Origin of the sequence: Massilia endophytica, from assembly GCF_021165955.1 — a bacterium.
Classification (GTDB): Bacteria; Pseudomonadota; Gammaproteobacteria; order Burkholderiales; family Burkholderiaceae_D; genus Rugamonas; species Rugamonas endophytica.
Genome location: NZ_CP088952.1, coordinates 3,991,215 through 4,006,749 on the forward strand (window position 1 = coordinate 3,991,215; position 15,535 = coordinate 4,006,749).

The 15,535-nt window shown below is 65.3% G+C and carries 15 protein-coding genes; 8 read left to right on the forward strand and 7 right to left on the reverse strand.

All coding sequences use genetic code 11. The annotated features are described in order from the left end of the window. Positions 1-99 precede the first annotated feature (99 nt). Positions 100-1,452: a metalloprotease PmbA gene (gene pmbA, locus LSQ66_RS18290; protein WP_231766616.1), complete on the reverse strand. Its 1,353-nt coding sequence runs from the start codon at positions 1,450-1,452 to the stop codon at positions 100-102. A gap of 92 nt (positions 1,453-1,544) precedes the next feature. Here pmbA and yjgA point away from each other — a divergent pair, with 92 nt between their 5' ends. The 4 genes from yjgA to LSQ66_RS18310 all read left to right on the forward strand — a co-directional run bounded on the left by yjgA (position 1,545) and on the right by LSQ66_RS18310 (position 5,375). Then, positions 1,545-2,147, forward strand: coding sequence for a ribosome biogenesis factor YjgA (gene yjgA / locus LSQ66_RS18295; protein ID WP_231766617.1), 603 nt, complete (start codon positions 1,545-1,547; stop codon positions 2,145-2,147). Further along, positions 2,137-2,736, forward strand: a complete 600-nt coding sequence (gene mog / locus LSQ66_RS18300; RefSeq protein WP_231766618.1) for a molybdopterin adenylyltransferase — start codon at positions 2,137-2,139, stop codon at positions 2,734-2,736. The genes yjgA and mog overlap by 11 nt, the downstream gene beginning before the upstream one ends. Continuing rightward, a complete protein-coding gene (locus LSQ66_RS18305; protein ID WP_231766619.1) occupies positions 2,733-3,401 on the forward strand; it encodes an alpha/beta hydrolase in 669 nt (222 codons plus the stop codon). Before mog ends, LSQ66_RS18305 begins: the two co-directional genes overlap by 4 nt. A 120-nt stretch (positions 3,402-3,521) precedes the next feature. Continuing rightward, positions 3,522-5,375 (forward strand): RICIN domain-containing protein, encoded by a 1,854-nt coding sequence (locus LSQ66_RS18310; protein WP_231766620.1) that lies wholly within the window; start codon positions 3,522-3,524, stop codon positions 5,373-5,375. Positions 5,376-5,378: 3 nt separating this feature from the next. Here the strand turns inward: LSQ66_RS18310 and LSQ66_RS18315 are convergent, their stop codons facing one another. Then, positions 5,379-5,930: a carboxymuconolactone decarboxylase family protein gene (locus LSQ66_RS18315; protein ID WP_231766621.1), complete on the reverse strand. Its 552-nt coding sequence runs from the start codon at positions 5,928-5,930 to the stop codon at positions 5,379-5,381. Between the two features lie 97 nt (positions 5,931-6,027). Here LSQ66_RS18315 and LSQ66_RS18320 point away from each other — a divergent pair, with 97 nt between their 5' ends. Next, positions 6,028-7,365 carry an aspartate aminotransferase family protein gene (locus tag LSQ66_RS18320; protein ID WP_231766622.1) on the forward strand — a complete coding sequence of 446 codons (1,338 nt, stop codon included), beginning with the start codon at positions 6,028-6,030 and terminating at the stop codon, positions 7,363-7,365. Between the two features lies 1 nt (position 7,366). Here LSQ66_RS18320 and LSQ66_RS18325 read toward each other — a convergent pair whose 3' ends face one another. The 4 genes from LSQ66_RS18325 to LSQ66_RS18340 form a co-directional block, all read right to left on the reverse strand. After that, on the reverse strand, positions 7,367-8,218 hold the full coding sequence (locus tag LSQ66_RS18325; RefSeq protein ID WP_231766623.1) for a fumarylacetoacetate hydrolase family protein: 852 nt from the start codon (positions 8,216-8,218) through the stop codon (positions 7,367-7,369). Between the two features lie 48 nt (positions 8,219-8,266). Then, positions 8,267-9,547: an MFS transporter gene (locus tag LSQ66_RS18330; protein ID WP_231766624.1), complete on the reverse strand. Its 1,281-nt coding sequence runs from the start codon at positions 9,545-9,547 to the stop codon at positions 8,267-8,269. Between the two features lie 9 nt (positions 9,548-9,556). Next, entirely contained in the window at positions 9,557-10,939 is a 1,383-nt protein-coding gene (locus tag LSQ66_RS18335; RefSeq protein ID WP_231766625.1) for a KamA family radical SAM protein, read from the reverse strand. A gap of 103 nt (positions 10,940-11,042) precedes the next feature. Then, positions 11,043-11,624, reverse strand: coding sequence for a serine acetyltransferase (locus tag LSQ66_RS18340; RefSeq protein ID WP_231766626.1), 582 nt, complete (start codon positions 11,622-11,624; stop codon positions 11,043-11,045). A 172-nt stretch (positions 11,625-11,796) separates the two neighbouring features. On the opposite strand from LSQ66_RS18340, the gene LSQ66_RS18345 reads away from it, so the two are divergent. Both LSQ66_RS18345 and LSQ66_RS18350 read left to right on the forward strand, forming a co-directional pair. Further along, positions 11,797-12,246, forward strand: coding sequence for a cache domain-containing protein (locus tag LSQ66_RS18345; protein ID WP_231766627.1), 450 nt, complete (start codon positions 11,797-11,799; stop codon positions 12,244-12,246). Between the two features lie 15 nt (positions 12,247-12,261). After that, positions 12,262-13,935, forward strand: coding sequence for a methyl-accepting chemotaxis protein (locus LSQ66_RS18350; protein ID WP_231766628.1), 1,674 nt, complete (start codon positions 12,262-12,264; stop codon positions 13,933-13,935). 6 nt (positions 13,936-13,941) lie between these two features. Here LSQ66_RS18350 and LSQ66_RS18355 read toward each other — a convergent pair whose 3' ends face one another. Beyond that, positions 13,942-14,508 carry a DNA-3-methyladenine glycosylase gene (locus LSQ66_RS18355; RefSeq protein ID WP_231766629.1) on the reverse strand — a complete coding sequence of 189 codons (567 nt, stop codon included), beginning with the start codon at positions 14,506-14,508 and terminating at the stop codon, positions 13,942-13,944. A gap of 153 nt (positions 14,509-14,661) precedes the next feature. Between LSQ66_RS18355 and LSQ66_RS18360 the strand changes: the two genes are divergently transcribed. Further along, positions 14,662-15,528: an HDOD domain-containing protein gene (locus LSQ66_RS18360; RefSeq protein WP_231766630.1), complete on the forward strand. Its 867-nt coding sequence runs from the start codon at positions 14,662-14,664 to the stop codon at positions 15,526-15,528. Positions 15,529-15,535: the final 7 nt, after the last annotated feature.

The following is a 15,535-nucleotide window of genomic DNA, read 5'->3' on the forward strand; positions in this document are numbered from 1 at the left end:
TTTAGACGTCACGGAAAACGCTACAGCACTGAAATGCTGGGACACAGTGTATGGAATCGCTTGCAAGCTTGCAATCAAAATATGATGTTGTGCAACAGGTCAGTTCCCTGCCACGACCATCTTCTCGATCAGGATGGAGCCGGTCTGCTTGGTGCCGCGCACCAGCACGTCCGTGCCCACGCCCGCGATCTGCTGGAACATCTCCTTCATATTGCCCGCGATGGTGATCTCTTCCACCGGATACTGGATAACGCCGTTCTCGACCCAGAAGCCGGAGGCGCCGCGCGAGTAGTCGCCGGTGACGTAGTTGGTGCCCTGCCCCATCAGCTCCGTGACCAGGAGGCCGGTGCCCATCTTCTTCAGCATGCCCGCGAAATCGTCCTCGGGGCGCGTGAGCGAGGAAGTGAGCGACAGGTTGTGCGAGCCGCCCGCGTTGCCGGTGGTTTTCATGCCCAGCTTGCGCGCCGAGTAGGTGGAGAGGAAGTAGCCCTGCAGGACGCCGTCTTTCACCACGTCGCGCCGCGCCGTGCGCACGCCCTCTTCGTCGAAAGGTGCAGAGCCGATGGCGCCGATCACGTGCGGGTCTTCCACCACATGCACGTGCGATGGGAAGATGGACTTGCCGAGGGAGTCGAGCAGGAAGCTGGATTTGCGGTATAGCGCACCGCCGGACGTGGCCTGCACAAAAGCGCCCAGCAGGCCTGCGGCCAGGGGCGCTTCGAACAGCACGGGGCAGGTGCGCGTGGCCATCTGGCGCGCATGCAGGCGGGCCAGGGCGCGTTCGGCGGCGTAGCGGCCGATCGCTTCCGGCGAAGCCATCTTCTTCGGATCGCGCACGGAGCTGTACCAGTCGTCGCGCTGCATGTGGGCGCCCTTGCCCGCAATCGGCGTGGCCGACAGGGTGTGGCGCGAATAGGGATAGCCGCCGATGAAGCCGCGCGAGTTGGCCGACACGAAGTGCGACTGCTGCACGTGCACGCCCGAGCCTTCGCTGTTGCTGATGCGGGGATCGACATCGAAGGCCGCCTGCTCGGCGCGGCGCGCCAGCTCCACGGCTTCCTCGGTTGAGATGGGCCAGGGGTAGAAGAGCTGCAGGTCCTGCGGGTTCTTCTCCAGCATGTCCTCGTCGGCCAGGCCCGCGCAGTCGTCTTCCGCCGTGAAGCGGGCGATGTTGTAGGCCGCTTCCACGGTGGCCTTCAGGGAGGCGGTGGAAAAGTCCGAGGTGCTGGCATTGCCGCGCTTCTTGCCGACGAAGACGGTGACGCCGATGCCCTTGTCCTTGTTCTGTTCGATGGTCTCGATCTTGCCCTTGCGAACCGACACCGACAGCCCGCTGCCTTCGCTGATCTCGACAGCCGCGTCGCTGCCGCCCGCCTGCCGCGCGTACTGCAGCACGTCGCGTGCAAGCTGTTTCAACTGGTCCTGGCTATGGGTGAAATGGGATTCGCTCATGGGTGTTTTGGCTCGGCAAGGCTTCAAAACGGGTATCATAGCAGCCGTTTACAGTTTTTACAGGCGCGGTTTCCTACCGCGCCCAGCTCATCATGCCAAATGCTAACCGGGGCGCCGTCGGCTTCCAGTCTTCCGAATTCCAGGAAAAGTACGAACGCCCGTCCAAAACCGAACTCAAACGCCAGTCCGACGCCCTGCAGGAGCTCGGCCAGGAGCTGGTCGAGCAGCCGCGCGACCGCGTCAAGCGCGTGCCGATGCCGGAGGACGTGCGCGACGCCATCCTGGAATGCCAGAACATCAAGAACCATGAAGGGCGGCGCCGCCAGCTGCAGTTCGTGGGCAAGAAGATGCGCACCCTGAGCGACGAGGAAGTGGCGCTGATCCGCCAGACCATCGAGGGCTGGAAAGGCGCCTCCAAGGCCGATACGGCCGCGCTGCACGCCCTGGAGCGCCGCCGCGAGAAGCTGCTGGCGGACGACAAGGCCCTGACCGTGCTGCTGGGCGAGCATCCTGAACTCGACGGCCAGCACCTGCGCACCCTGATCCGCAACGCGCGCAAGGAACAGGCCGAAAACAAGCCGCCCAAGGCCTACCGCGAAATCTTCCAGATCCTGAAGGACATCGACACCAAGGCCAAGGGCGCTGCCGCCGCAGCCGCCGGGGAAGAAGAGGAAGGCGAAGACGATGAGGAGTGAGCTGGTCGTCGGCCTAGTCTCCATTTCCGACCGCGCCAGCGGCGGCGTCTACCAGGACCAGGGCATTCCAGCCCTCGAAGAATGGCTGGCCAAGGCCCTGGCCACGCCCTTCCGCGTCGAAACCCGCCTGATTCCCGATGAACGCGCCCAGATCGAGGCCACGCTGGTGGAACTCGTGGACCAGGTGCGCTGCGACCTCGTATTGACCACGGGCGGCACCGGCCCTTCGCGCCGCGACGTGACGCCCGAGGCCACTCTGGCCGTAGGCACGAAGGAGATGCCGGGCTTCGGCGAGCAGATGCGCCAGATCAGCCTTCACTTCGTTCCCACCGCGATCCTCTCGCGCCAGGTGGCCGTGATCCGCGAAACGCCGGACCATGCGGCCCTCATCATGAACCTGCCGGGCCAGCCCAAGTCCATCAAGGAGACCCTCGAGGGCCTGAAGGATGCGGACGGCAAGCAGATTGCGGGCGGCATCTTCGCCGCCGTCCCCTACTGCATCGACCTGATCGGCGGCCCGTATATCGAAACCGACGAAGCCGTGTGCAAGGCCTTCCGCCCCAAATCCGCGATAAGGAAAAGCTCGTGACCAAGATCCTTGAGAACATCGAAGTCTGCACCTCGGACAGCCCCGAAGTTGCCATCATCTGGATGCACGGCCTGGGCGCGGACGGCAACGACTTCGTGCCCCTGGTCGATGAACTGGACCTGGCGGGCCTGCCCGGCATCCGCTTCGTCTTCCCGCATGCGAACACCATGCCGGTGACGATCAACGGCGGCTACGTGATGCGCGCCTGGTACGACATCATCCACACCGACCTTGGCCGCCAGGAAGACGAGAAAGGCCTGCGCGATTCGCAGGTGCTGGTGGAAGCGCTGATCGCGCGCGAGAAGGCGCGCGGCATTCCGGCCAGCCGCATTATCCTCGCGGGCTTCTCGCAAGGCTGCGCCATGACCTTGCAGGCGGGCCTGCGCCATCCGGAGAAGCTGGCGGGCCTGATGTGCCTCTCCGGCTACGTGCCGCTGGCCGACAAGGTGGCCGCCGAGCGCAGCGCCGAAAGCCGGCAGACGCCCATCTTCATGGTCCATGGCCGCATGGACCCCGTGATTCCCGTGGCCCGCGCCACCGCCTCGCGCGACCTCCTGCTGTCGCTGGGCTACCAGGTCGAATGGCACGAGTACTACATGCAGCACTCGCTGTGCCAGGAAGAAGTCGTCCACATCTCCGCCTGGCTGAAGAAGATCCTCGGCTGACAGGCCCCTCGTCCCCGGCCGAATCGCGGCGTGCTCCTGAAAAAGCATGCGCGATTCGCCATTGCCCTGTAGCATGTTCCCGCACCTCGGATCGTTGTCGTGACTTTCGAAAGGAAAGCAATGAGCACACCGCTGATCAAGGGAATACTCGAGAAGTACACGAATCAACAGCTCATAGCGAAATTCGCCCCCGCGCTGTGCTACCACACGCGCGAGCGCTACCGCCCCTGCAGCATCGAATTCCTGCTCAATAAGGCTGTTCTGCTGCGCCAGCCCTTGAAGCCGGACGGGGAAGTCGACTGGGATGCGCAGGGAACGGTGGTAGCGGACAAGCTGACTCCCAATGACCTGGGCGCCAACACGGACAAGAACCTGCGGCTCCAGCTCCATTCCGATGCCTACGCGGGACAGCCTTGGAACGAGGCGCCCGTCTATGTGTCGGTGCAGCGCGATCCGAACGGCGTGTTCATCGACATCAACTACCATTTTCTGTTCGCCTACAACGGCGCGCAGACAATGCGCGCATTGCGCCCCGGCGACGATTTCAACTGCATTGTCCCGACATACGGTGAACACGAGGGCGACCTTGAGTCGTATAGCGTCCGGCTCTCCGCTGCTCCGGGCAGCTCCGAACCGGCGCCGGTGCGCCATCGTTTCGAGGCCCACGGCAACGACGCCTTCTACTGCGACGAGGAGGTGCTCCGCGTGGACGGAAAGGTGCTCGTAGGCCTGGCCTTCAACTCTCATGCCGCCTATAACATGAAGGGCAAGAATCCCGCCGACTGGCAGATCCTGCCGGGAGGTGTGGACATCGGCGAATGGGGCGCTCACCCCATCGACGTGCTTCCCGACTCGATTTACCAGCGCTGGAGCCCGGCGTTCATCGAAATCGGCATCGACGCACAAGGCCAGGCGGTCAACCGCCAGTCCTGGGTACAGTTCAGGGGCAGGCTTGGGCGGCACGGCACATCGAAATACACCAGGGCCACAGGCATCTACGGCGACCTGACCTCCGATCAACGGGGTTTTGTGGAGCTGGGGCTGAAACTTGCGGGAGGACTGCCAAGCAACCAGCAAGGGCCCATGGGACCGCAAGGCCGTACCACGATGCGGCAGGATAAGCCAATCGATCCCTCCCTCATCGTTGCCGTGCGCCTGCAGGCCCGCAGCGACCTGGCCCTGTCGGTCGATCTCGGGAACCCCGCCGGTGATGTGGTGGTTCGCGCGTACAGGAAAAGCGAGGAGCAGCTCTGGTACAAGCTGCATCAGGGTGGCGGCAACTACTGCTTCGTGAACGTCGCCTCCGGCCTGGCCGCGGCGGGGGGCCTCAACAGGAGCAAGGTCTGGCAAACGCCCTTGGTCCAGGTTCCGAAATCGCTGGGATGGTCGCTGAAAGGTGCAGCCATCCGTCCCGCAAACAATTCGGACCAGAACCTGAACGTGCCGGGAAACGACGATCATCCCAATGAGGGACCTGTCTGGGTATGGGACTGGGGCGGAGGCCGCGCCAACGAGTGCTGGACCATCGCGCCGCCCGTCATGCCGGTGTATCAGGACCGCGTCAGGATCGCCCTGCGCTACAAGTCCGGCAGCACTACCCTCGTCGTGTCGGCCGACGACGCGGGCGCCGTCAGGGTGCAGCCGCTGGCGGATGGCGACGAGAAGCAGCTGTGGGACAGGCTGCGCTTCGACGACGAAGGCGGCCAGCAGTGCTATGCCTTCTTCAACGCGAAGACTGGAAAGGCGCTGCTGGCCAAGGGCTACAGGCAGAACCTCGCCGTGGACGGCAAACTGTTCTCGATCTGGAACTGCACCGACGTCGCAATCCGCTTCAAATGGGACACGGGCCAGAACTTCAACGTCGCGGGCAGCGACCAGTCGCCGGGCGCTGGCAGCGCGGTGTGCCTGTGGGACTGGGGCGGCGGGAACCCGAACGAGCGCTGGGAGATGCAGGTGGTGAAGCCCTACACCTGACCCTCAGGGAAGCGGCGCAGCTGGCGACACGGGCGTCGCCGTCTGCGCTGCGTTCATCACCATGGCGAGGAAGGTGTAGTAGCCGCACAGGCCCATGAGGTCCACCACGCCGTGCTGCCCGAAGTGGTGCAGCGCCGCGCCATAGGTGGCGTCCGAGACGCGCTTCTCCTGCTGCAGCTCAATGCAGAAATCGAAGACCGACTGTTCTTCCGGCGTCAGCCCCGGGGGCTCGCGGTATTCCGCAATCGCGTCGATCACTTCCTGCGCAATGCCCGCCTGCGCCGCGATCGGGGCATGGATGGCCCATTCCACCTGCTGGTTCCAGGCCCGCGCCGTCACCAGGATCGCGAGTTCGGAAAGCCGCGTGCCGATGGCGCTGCGGTAGCGCAGGTATTCGCCCATGCGCTGGGCGCAGTCCATCAGCTCCGGGCTGCGCAGCAGCGGCACGAAGGGGCCGTACAGCGCGCCGCGCGGCCCGTCGATCACGGATTGCGCGGCCTGGCGCTGCTGGGGCGTCATCTGGTCGAGGGGGATGGGGCCGAGGCGGTCTGTCATGGTGCTCCGATATTCGCACAGGACTCGGCAAAAATCAAAAACGCCATCTTGCCCGCAGGCTACTGTCAGGTGTCGATCACCACAGGAGGAACGCGCCATGACACGACTGATTCACCGCCACCTGCATAAAACGCCGCCCGCCGCAGTCTGCGCCTTCGGCATGACCATCCGCGACGCGGAGGGCCACAGCTATCTGGATGCAAGCGGCGGCGCCGCCGTGTCCTCGCTGGGCCACAGCCACCCGGACGTGCTGGCAGCCATGCAGTCGCAGCTCAGGACCACGGCCTATGCGCACACCGGCTTCTTCACCACGGACGTAGCCGAGGAGCTGGGGGAGCGGCTGGCGGCCGATGCGCCGGGCGACCTGAATCATGTCTATCTCGTGTCGGGCGGATCGGAGGCGATGGAAACGGCGATGAAGCTGGCCCGCCAGTACTTCGTGGAGAACGGCGAATTCCAGCGGCGCGTCTTCATCGCGCGGCGCCAGAGCTTCCACGGCAATACCCTGGGCGCGCTGGCCCTGGGTGGCAACGAGTGGCGGCGCAAGCCTTTCGAACCGCTGCTGATGGACGTCGCGCGCGTGTCGCCCTGCTACGAATACCGCCACCGGCCTGCGGGACAGGACCTGCACGATTACACGGCGGGCCTCCTCTCGGAGCTGGAGGCGAAGATCAACGAAGTGGGCGCGGAGAACATTATCGGCTTCTGCGCGGAGACCGTCGTGGGTGCTACGGCGGGCGCCGTGCCGCCGACGCCCGGCTACTTCAAGGCAGTGCGCGCCCTGTGCGACCGCTACGGCATTCTCATGATCCAGGACGAGGTGATGTGCGGCATGGGCCGCACCGGCACCCTGTACGCCTTCGAGCAGGACGACATCGTTCCCGATATCGTGGCGCTCGGCAAAGGCCTGGGCGCGGGCTACCAGCCCATTGGCGCGGTGCTGGCGCGCGACCACATCATGGACCGCCTGCGCGCAGGCAGCGGCGTGTTCCAGCACGGCCACACCTATATCGGGCACGCGGTGGCGGCAGCGGCGGCGCTGGCGGTGCAGAAGATCATCAAGCGCGACGCGCTGCTGAGCGCCGTGACGGTGCGCGGCGCCACGTTCAAGCGCATGCTGCGCACGGCCTTCGGCGCGCATCCCAATGTGGGCGATATCCGCGGGCGCGGCATGCTGATCGGGCTGGAGCTGGTGCAGGACCGCGAGACCAAACGCCCCTTCGACCCCGACCTGGCGCTGCATGCGGCCGTGAAGGAACAGGGCATGCGCTGCGGGCTGATGGTCTATCCGATGGGAGGCACTGCCGATGGACGGCGCGGCGACCATATCCTGCTGGCGCCGCCCTTCATTGCAACGGAAACGGATCTGGGGGAGGTGGTGATGCGCCTGGAAGACACCCTGGAGCGCGCCCTGGCCAGCATCCGCCCCGCCTGATTCAGAATTCCTGGAAGCCGATGACGTCCTGCTGCTGCTCGCCGAGGCCGGCGATTCCCAGCCGCAGGAAGTCGCCTTTCTTCAGGAAGCGCTGCGGTTCGCGTCCCATGCCCACGCCGGGCGGCGTGCCGGTGGCGATGATGTCGCCCGGCTCCAGGGTCATGAACTGCGACAGGTAGCTCACGATCTGCGGCACCTTGAACACCATGGTGTCCGTGCAGCCGGTCTGCATGCGCTTGCCGTTCAGTTCCAGGTAGAGATCGAGCTTGTCCACGTTCCAGACTTCGTCGCGCGTGACGAGCCAGGGGCCGACCGGGCCGAAGGTGTCGCAGCCCTTGCCCTTGTCCCACTGCCCTCCGCGCTCCAGCTGGAACTCGCGCTCGGACACGTCGTTGACCACGCAGTAGCCCGCGATGTATTTCTCGGCATCGGCTTCGCTCACATGGCGCGCGCGGGCGCCGATGACCACGCCCAGCTCCACTTCCCAATCCGTTTTCTTCGAGCCTTTCGGCAGCATGATGGGATCGTCCGGCCCGGAGAGGCAGCTGATGGCCTTCATGAACACGATAGGCTCGGTGGGCACGGGCAGCCCCGATTCCGCCGCATGGTCCGCGTAATTGAGGCCGATGCCGATGAATTTTCCCACCTTCGCCACGGGCACACCGAAGCGCGGGTTGCCGCGCACCAGGGGCAGCGTATCGTGCGGGATCTTCGCCAGCTTGCGCAGCACCTTGTCCGACAGGTTCGCGCCGTGGAAGTCGCTGACCACGCCGGACAAGTCGCGCACCTTGCCTTCCTCATCGATCAGTCCCGGCTTCTCCTTGCCGGGGCGGCCGTAACGCACCAATTTCATGTCATCTCCTACGCGCGGAATTCGCTGCTGCTTGTCAAAGTGCAGATTCTACAGCGTTCCGCGCAGCCGCCTCCTTTGGCGCATCACGAACCAGCACAGGCCAGGGAACTGCGCCGCGATGAGGATGCCGAATGCGGTCTGGTAGGCGGCCGCGGGATAGCGGTTCATCGAGTCCGGCTGCCACATGCCAATCACCTGGCCGAAGCCTGCCTGCACAAGGAAGGCGCCGAGGAAGATGAGCAGGTTAAGGCAGGTCGAGGCCCGCCCCGTCAGCGTGGAGGGCATGGACTGGGTGACGATGGCGTACTCGATGCCGGTGATGGTGCCCACCAGCGTAAACAGCACGGAGAGCATGGGAAATCCCGGCGCCCATCCCAGCACGAAACCCGTCTGCACGATGATGAAGAGCGACACGCCCACACCCGCCACTGTCAGCGGCGGAATGCCGCGCCGTCCCGCCCACTCGGTGATCATGCCCACCGCAATGGCGCCGAAAATCACCGCCGCCATGCTCAGGTAAAGCAGCCAGGCCACGGACTGCTCGCCGAGCTTCGCCACGTCGGTGAGCCAGCGTCCTATCCACAGGCCCTGCACGCCGAAGAACACCGTGTGCGGTATGAGCACCAGGGCCGCCACTTCTCGGAAGGATGCGTGGCTGCAGATCTCCAGCACCATCCTGCGATGAAATGGCTTGGGCTGCGCGGCGGGCGGCGTGGGACTCAGGAGCCAGATCAGCAGCGACACCAGGATGCAGGCGCCTGCGAGCCAGATGAAGACCCAGCGCCAGTCCATGTGGTGCAGCGCCAGCCGCACGGGCAAGGTGGCCGAGGCCGCGCCGAGCCCACCCGCCGCGATCAGGTAGCCCTGCACCGATGGCAGGCGCGCCGGCGCGATCCAGGTGGAGATGGCCTTGAGCGCCGCCATGAAACAGCCAGCCAGCCCCAGTCCCATGATGCCGCGCGCCCAGATCAGCTGCGTGAAGCTGCTGCTGCCGGCAAAGGCGAAAGTGCCGATGGCGGCCAGCAGCAGCATCGCCGACTGCACGCGGCGCGGCCCAAAGCGGTCCAGCGCCAGCCCCACCGGCAGCTGGGCGAAGGCGAAGGAAAAGAAGTAGGCGCTGGTGAGCAGGCCAAGCTGGCCGGGCGACAGCGCCAGCGCCGACACCAGCTGCGGCGCCAGGATGGCGTTCACATTGCGCAGCAGGCAGGACAGGTAGTGCCCCAGCGCGTAGGGAAGGAACACGAGGCAGAGCACGGCCAGCGCCGAGAGCTGGCCGGGTATGCGCTGCCTGCCCGGCATGGGCAGGACGCCGGCGGGGTGCGGGTCCATGGCATGGCCTTAGGCGGCGTCGCTATGGCTGGCGCAGCGTGCGCGCCCCTGGGAGATGGGAATCACCTTGCGTTCCGGCGCCTCCTCGGGCACCGGCGCGCTCTCGAAGAAGAAGCGCTCCTTGCCGAAGGCGGGCTTGAGCTGGTCCAGCCAGTGCGCTTCGGGGTCGTATTGCGCGTAGAAGGGACGCCGCACCCAGTCGGGATTGCGGGCCTGCAGGAACTGCAGCGCAAACAGCTTTTCGCCGCCGATGTTCACCACGCCGTCGATCACCACCTTGCCGGGGAAGGCGCTCATCGAAGGTCCGCGCACGGTGCGCGCCAGGCCGGACACCATCTGGTAGGCCTGCTGGAAGATCTCGTGGGCGCGCGCCAGCGGCAGCTGGAAGTATTCGCGCGGTCCCGTGTCGCGCTCCACGAACATATAGTAGGGAATGGCGCCCAGGCGCACGCCGGTGCGCCACAGCTCGGCCCAGCTGTGCGGGTCTTCATTGATGTGGCGGATCAGCGGCCCCTGCATGCGCAGCGTGGCGCCGGTGCCGACGATGCGCTTGACGGCCTGCTGCGCAATCGGTTGGCGCAGTTCCACGGCGTGATTGTAGTGGCCCATGATGGCCATGTTCTTCCCCGAGGCCACCACCTTCTCGAACAGGCGCAGAAGGTCGTCCGAGTCCTTGTCGGAGACGAAGCGCTGCGGCCAGTAGGCTACCGACTTGGTGCCGATGCGGATGTTCTGGATATGCGCCAGCTCTGGCGCCAGCAGGGGTTCGATGAAGCCCGCCAGCGAGCGCGTATTCATGATGAGGGGATCGCCGCCGGTGATCAGCACGTCCGTCACTTCCGGGTGCAGCTTCAGGTAGGCCACCAGTTCGGCCGTTTCGCTGGCGTCGAACTTCAGGTCGTCCATGCCCACGAACTGCGGCCAGCGGAAGCAGAAGGTGCAGTAGGCGTGGCAGGTCTGGCCCGAGCTGGGGAAGAAGAGCACCGTCTCCTTGTACTTGTGCTGCAGGCCGCGCAGGGGAAGGCCGTTCATGCGCGGCACGTTGTGCGTCATCTGGCCCGCGGGGTGGGGATTCATGCGCAGGCGGATCTCGCGCGCGCAGGCTTCGATGGCCGCTTCGTCGCCCGCCTGCACCAGGTCGCGCAGGCGCGCATATTCGTCCGGGCGCAGCATGTCGCGGTGCGGGAAGGTCAGGCGGTAGATCGGGTCGTCCGGCACCTTGTTCCAGTCGATCAGCTGTTCGAGCACGTATTCGTTGGTGCGGAAGGGCAGCACGCGCGATACCACCTGCACCGCTTCCCGCAAATCTTCCGTCAGCCACTGCCATTGGCGGGCCTGGCGGATGCTCTGTCGCGTATAGGGCTTGAACTTGGCTGGCTCGGCGACGTTCATGGTGGTCTCCTGTTGATGGGGTAGGAATCCACATGCTAGTGATACGGCATTCCGCCGCGTTGCCAGAACTCAATATCCAACAGGAAATAAATCGGGACTTGCGTTAACGCAGTTCAACGCTTTTCAGCTTGGCCAGTACGGCCTCGTCCGTCACGGGGCGCCAGGCGGCCTCCTCCCAGCATTCCCAGCCGCCCGCCTTGCGGTAGAAGCGGTTGTCCGGCGCGCGGTCCTTGCGGATGATCTCGGAAGAGCCCGCCACCACCACGCTGTTGTCCGGCACGTCGCGGAAGACCACGGCGTTGGCGCCGATGCGCACGTTGTCGCCCACCTTCACCTTGCCCACGATCTTGGCCCCGGCGCCGATGTAACAGTTGCGCCCGATCTCCGGCGCACCCAGGCCCTTCGAATCGGGCAGCATGTTCGAGCCTATCGTCACCTGCTGGAAGATGACGCAGCCGCTGCCGATCCGGGCGTCGCCCGAAACGAAGATGCTCTTGATCCCGTGCGGGAAGCAGGGCTCGCTCTCGAAGCTCGAATTCCAGGCCAGCGAACTGTTGTTCTCGTATTGATACAGGGCGTACACGCTGGTGTACAGCTTCTTCAACAAGGGGTTCTTCGTGCCGATGCACAGCGTCTTCAGCTTCCAGATGGAGCCGAAGGGCAAGGCGAGCAGTCGTCCCAGCATTTTTCCTCCGCCTTAGGCAAAAATTAATAATACTGCAACAGCAAAATGCCCGCAAACCCAGCCGTGCGGCCCGGCTTTGCGGCGCCTCAATCTCCACTGTAGCTGTGCGGCATATATTCCAATCGGCATCATTGCCATTTGGCACTTCCCTTCTCTTTCCAAAGGATGCGTTATGAAATCACTGCTGATCGGCAGCCTGGCCTGCCTGGCGATGGCGTCCGCCTTCGCCGCCGACATTACGGAAAAAGACGCGATCGCGATGGCCGAGCGGGGCGCCAGCTTCATCAAGGCGCACGGCAAGGACGAGATGATGAAGAAAATCACGGCCAAGGACCCGGACTTCGTGCAGGGCGCCCTGTACGTGGACATGCGCGACATCAAGACCGGCATCGTGCTGGCCCACCCCTACAATCCCACCATCGTGGGCAAGGACCTGACGGACGTGCCGGACGCAAGCGGCAAACGCTACCGGCGCGAGATCATCGAGCTGGCCGCCGCCAAAGGCAAGGGCTGGGTGGACTATATGTACAAGAACCCGGAGAGCGGCAAGATCGAGCCGAAGACCACCTACATCCTGCGCGTGGGGGATGTAGTGCTGGAAGCCGGCATCTACAAAAAATAGACGCGGGAGCCCGCCATGCTCAATCGACTGCGTATCGGTCCCAAACTGCTGCTCGCGCCCGGCGTCGTGCTGGTTCTGCTGCTGGCGATTACGGCCAGCGCCTGGTACGGCATGGTGCGGCAGAATGCATCGATGGAAAACCTGGTGCAGGTGCGCGCCGCCCGCATGAAGGCGGCGGCGGACGTGGCGGGCGAAGCGCGCTTTGCGCACGCGAATGCATACCAGCTGCTGGCCTGGACCAACGGCAGCTTCGCGCAGAACCGGCTGGACGCGCTGACGGCCCAGATCCGCAACCGGCACAAGGAGATCGGCAAGCAGCTCGAGGCGCTGGCGAAGGAGGCCCATGCGCGCGAGGCCGTGCTGCTGGAAGCCTCGTCCAAGGCGCTGGCAGGCTACCACAAGGCGGTTCAGGAAACCATCGAGCTGGCGCAGGTGGACCAGTCCATCGCCACCAATGCCATGAGCAAGGCCGAACGCCAGTTCGTGAGCCTGAACGAGCAGCTCTCCAAGCTCTCGGCCCTGGAGCAGGAGATGAGCGCCGAAGCCTTTGCCGTGGCCAAGGCGGACTTCCGCTCGCTGGGCAGCACCATGGCGGGCATGTGCCTGCTGTCCATCGTGCTTTCGCTGCTGGTGTCGATGCGGGTGCGCTCGGCCCTGCTGCGCGATGTGAACGCCATCGCGGATGTGGTGCGCGCCCTGGCGGCGGGCAAGCTCACTCACCAGAACAGCAGCGAGGGCAAGGACGAGATCGCCGAAACCTCGCGCGTGCTGGACCAGAGCATCGCGCGCCTGAACCAGACGCTGAGCACGATACGCGGCGCCGTGCAGTCCATCGATACGGCCTCGCATGAAATCGCCAGCGGCAACCAGGACCTGTCGAACCGCACGGAACGCCAGGCCGGCTCGCTCGAAGAGACCGCCAGCGCCATGGCCAGCCTCACGACGGCCGTGCGGCAGAACGCAGAGCACGCGCGCGAAGCCTGCCGGCTGGCGGCCACGGCCAGCAGCATGGCCCAGAAAGGCGGCGAGGCGGTGTCGGACGCGGTGCGCACGATGGACTCCATTCGCGCCAGTTCGCGCAAGATCGTGGAGATTATCAGCGTCATCGACGGCATCTCCTTCCAGACCAATATCCTCGCGCTGAATGCGGCGGTGGAAGCGGCGCGCGCCGGAGAACAGGGGCGTGGCTTCGCCGTGGTCGCTTCCGAGGTGCGCACCCTGGCCCAGCGTTCGGCGGCGGCGGCCAAGGAGATCAAGGCCCTGATTGCGGCATCGGTGCAAACCATCGACAGCGGCGTGGCCTCGGTCAGCCAGGCGGGCAGCAGCATGGGCGATATCGTGGCCTCGGTAGAGCAGGTGAACCACATCATCGAGCGCATCAGCGAGGCCAGCGCGGAGCAGGCCCAGGGCATTTCCGAGGTCAACAGTGCAGTGGGCCAGATCGACGACGTGACGCAGCAGAACGCGGCCCTGGTGGAGCAGGCGGCCGCCGCTGCGGAAAGCCTGCAGGAGCAGGCCGTCAGCCTGTCGCGCGCGGTGGCGGTATTCGAGCTGGATGGCGGCGGCGTCCCTGCCCTGCCCCAGGCGGCGCTGGCGCCCGCGGTCGAACGCCGCGCGCCCGACAGCCCCATGCGCGCCGTCCCCCCGCGCCCCGCCGCCGCCCGCACACCGGAACGCCACAGCGCCTAGAGGCCGTTAGCGGAAGGGTTTGCTGACGAAGCGGGAACCGGCGAGGCCGAAGCGCCAGGGAACTTCCATGGCCTTGGAGATGCCGATGCGCGGCCCTTCCACCACCTGCACCGTGCCTTCGCGCGCGTGCAGTTCAAAAGGCGGCGAGGACAGGGCCATGCCGTCGTTGGCGCGCGTGACCCCCAGGGCCTGGCAGACGCGGCCCGGCCCGGAACACAGCAGGCGCACGTCCTCCACGCCGCGCCGCTCGCGCATCGCATCCAGCCCCGCGAGGGGCTCGATGGCGCGGATCAGCACTCCCGCCCCGTGCCCGTCCTCCCGGCAGACAAAATTGAGGCACCAGTGGATGCCGTAGGAGCGGTAGACATAGGCGTGGGCAGGCGGACCGAACATGGAGCGGTTGCGTTCAGTGGGGCCGGAGAAGCTGTGCGATGCCGGATCTTCCCGGTCGTAGGCCTCCGTTTCCACGATGCGGCCGCCAACCCCGTTCACCAGCGCGATCACGCCGATCAGGCGGCGGGCCACCTCGTGCGAAGGATGGCTGAAATCGATCCCTGCAAGCGTAGTTGTCATGCTGGCATTCTAGCGCGGCCCGCGAAACACTGTCTTTTCGCTATCGAAACACCCGAATAGCGACAAAAAGTGAAGAAAAAACGATCACGGCATGCAATTGCCCTGCCGAAACAGGCGATAATAGCCAGGCACCTTAGCAGAACCGATATTCAGATGAACACTGTAGCAGCCCCCGCCCCGGTCATGGATAACTCAGTCGAAGACGCCCTGCTGCGCTCGATCCGTATTCCGCCGCGTCCCAGCCTGCTGGTCGACCTGCAGCAGGAACTGGGGGAACAGGACCCTTCTCCGCGCCGCATCGCCCGCATCATCGGCAACGACGTAGGCATGTCCGGCGCCCTGCTCAAGCTGGCCAATTCGCCCTTCTTCGGCGCCGCGCGCAAGGCCAAGTCCGTGGAGCAGGCCATCAATTTCCTTGGCATCAACCACTGCGCCGCCCTGCTGACCGGCCTGCTGGCCCGCCAGGCCGTGGGCGACAAGGACGGCGCCCTGAACCAGTTCTGGGAAACCTCGGCGCGCCGCGCCCAGGCCCTGGTGTTCATCTCGCGCAAGCTGCGCATCGCCCCGCCGGACATCGCCCACACCTTCGGCCTGTTCTGCGACATCGGCGTGCCCCTGCTGATGGAGCGCTTCGCCGACTATCGCGACACCTTCGACCGCGCCACCAAGGCCGCCGAGCGCAAGTTCACCGACATCGAGGATGAGCGCCATCAGACGAACCACGCGGCAATCGGTTGCTTGCTGGCCCGCAACTGGGGCCTGTCGCCGGACGTGTCCTGGGCCATCCTGCACCACCACGACTACGAAGTGCTGAAGGACGATAACACCGACGACGCCATCCGCTCCCTGGTGGCCGCCTCCGTACTGGCCGAACGGGGCATTCAGCGCTACCATGGCAACCGCGATTCGCTCGAATGGGAAAAAGGCGGCGCCCTGGCCTGCCAGCACCTTGGCGTGGAAGAGGACGAAGCCGACGACCTGCTCGAGGAACTGCACGAGACTTTCCATACCGAACACTGAGCCCGGG

Bases quoted from the DNA above. Each gene is read 5' to 3' on its own strand.
- pmbA (WP_231766616.1), bottom strand. From the start codon at position 1,452: ATGAGCGAATCCCATTTCACCCATAGCCAGGACCAGTTGAAACAGCTT.
- yjgA (WP_231766617.1), top strand. From the start codon at position 1,545: ATGCCAAATGCTAACCGGGGCGCCGTCGGCTTCCAGTCTTCCGAATTC.
- mog (WP_231766618.1), top strand. From the start codon at position 2,137: ATGAGGAGTGAGCTGGTCGTCGGCCTAGTCTCCATTTCCGACCGCGCC.
- LSQ66_RS18310 (WP_231766620.1), top strand. From the start codon at position 3,522: ATGAGCACACCGCTGATCAAGGGAATACTCGAGAAGTACACGAATCAA.
- LSQ66_RS18315 (WP_231766621.1), bottom strand. From the start codon at position 5,930: ATGACAGACCGCCTCGGCCCCATCCCCCTCGACCAGATGACGCCCCAG.
- LSQ66_RS18320 (WP_231766622.1), top strand. From the start codon at position 6,028: ATGACACGACTGATTCACCGCCACCTGCATAAAACGCCGCCCGCCGCA.
- LSQ66_RS18325 (WP_231766623.1), bottom strand. From the start codon at position 8,218: ATGAAATTGGTGCGTTACGGCCGCCCCGGCAAGGAGAAGCCGGGACTG.
- LSQ66_RS18330 (WP_231766624.1), bottom strand. From the start codon at position 9,547: ATGGACCCGCACCCCGCCGGCGTCCTGCCCATGCCGGGCAGGCAGCGC.
- LSQ66_RS18335 (WP_231766625.1), bottom strand. From the start codon at position 10,939: ATGAACGTCGCCGAGCCAGCCAAGTTCAAGCCCTATACGCGACAGAGC.
- LSQ66_RS18340 (WP_231766626.1), bottom strand. From the start codon at position 11,624: ATGCTGGGACGACTGCTCGCCTTGCCCTTCGGCTCCATCTGGAAGCTG.
- LSQ66_RS18345 (WP_231766627.1), top strand. From the start codon at position 11,797: ATGAAATCACTGCTGATCGGCAGCCTGGCCTGCCTGGCGATGGCGTCC.
- LSQ66_RS18350 (WP_231766628.1), top strand. From the start codon at position 12,262: ATGCTCAATCGACTGCGTATCGGTCCCAAACTGCTGCTCGCGCCCGGC.
- LSQ66_RS18355 (WP_231766629.1), bottom strand. From the start codon at position 14,508: ATGACAACTACGCTTGCAGGGATCGATTTCAGCCATCCTTCGCACGAG.
- LSQ66_RS18360 (WP_231766630.1), top strand. From the start codon at position 14,662: ATGAACACTGTAGCAGCCCCCGCCCCGGTCATGGATAACTCAGTCGAA.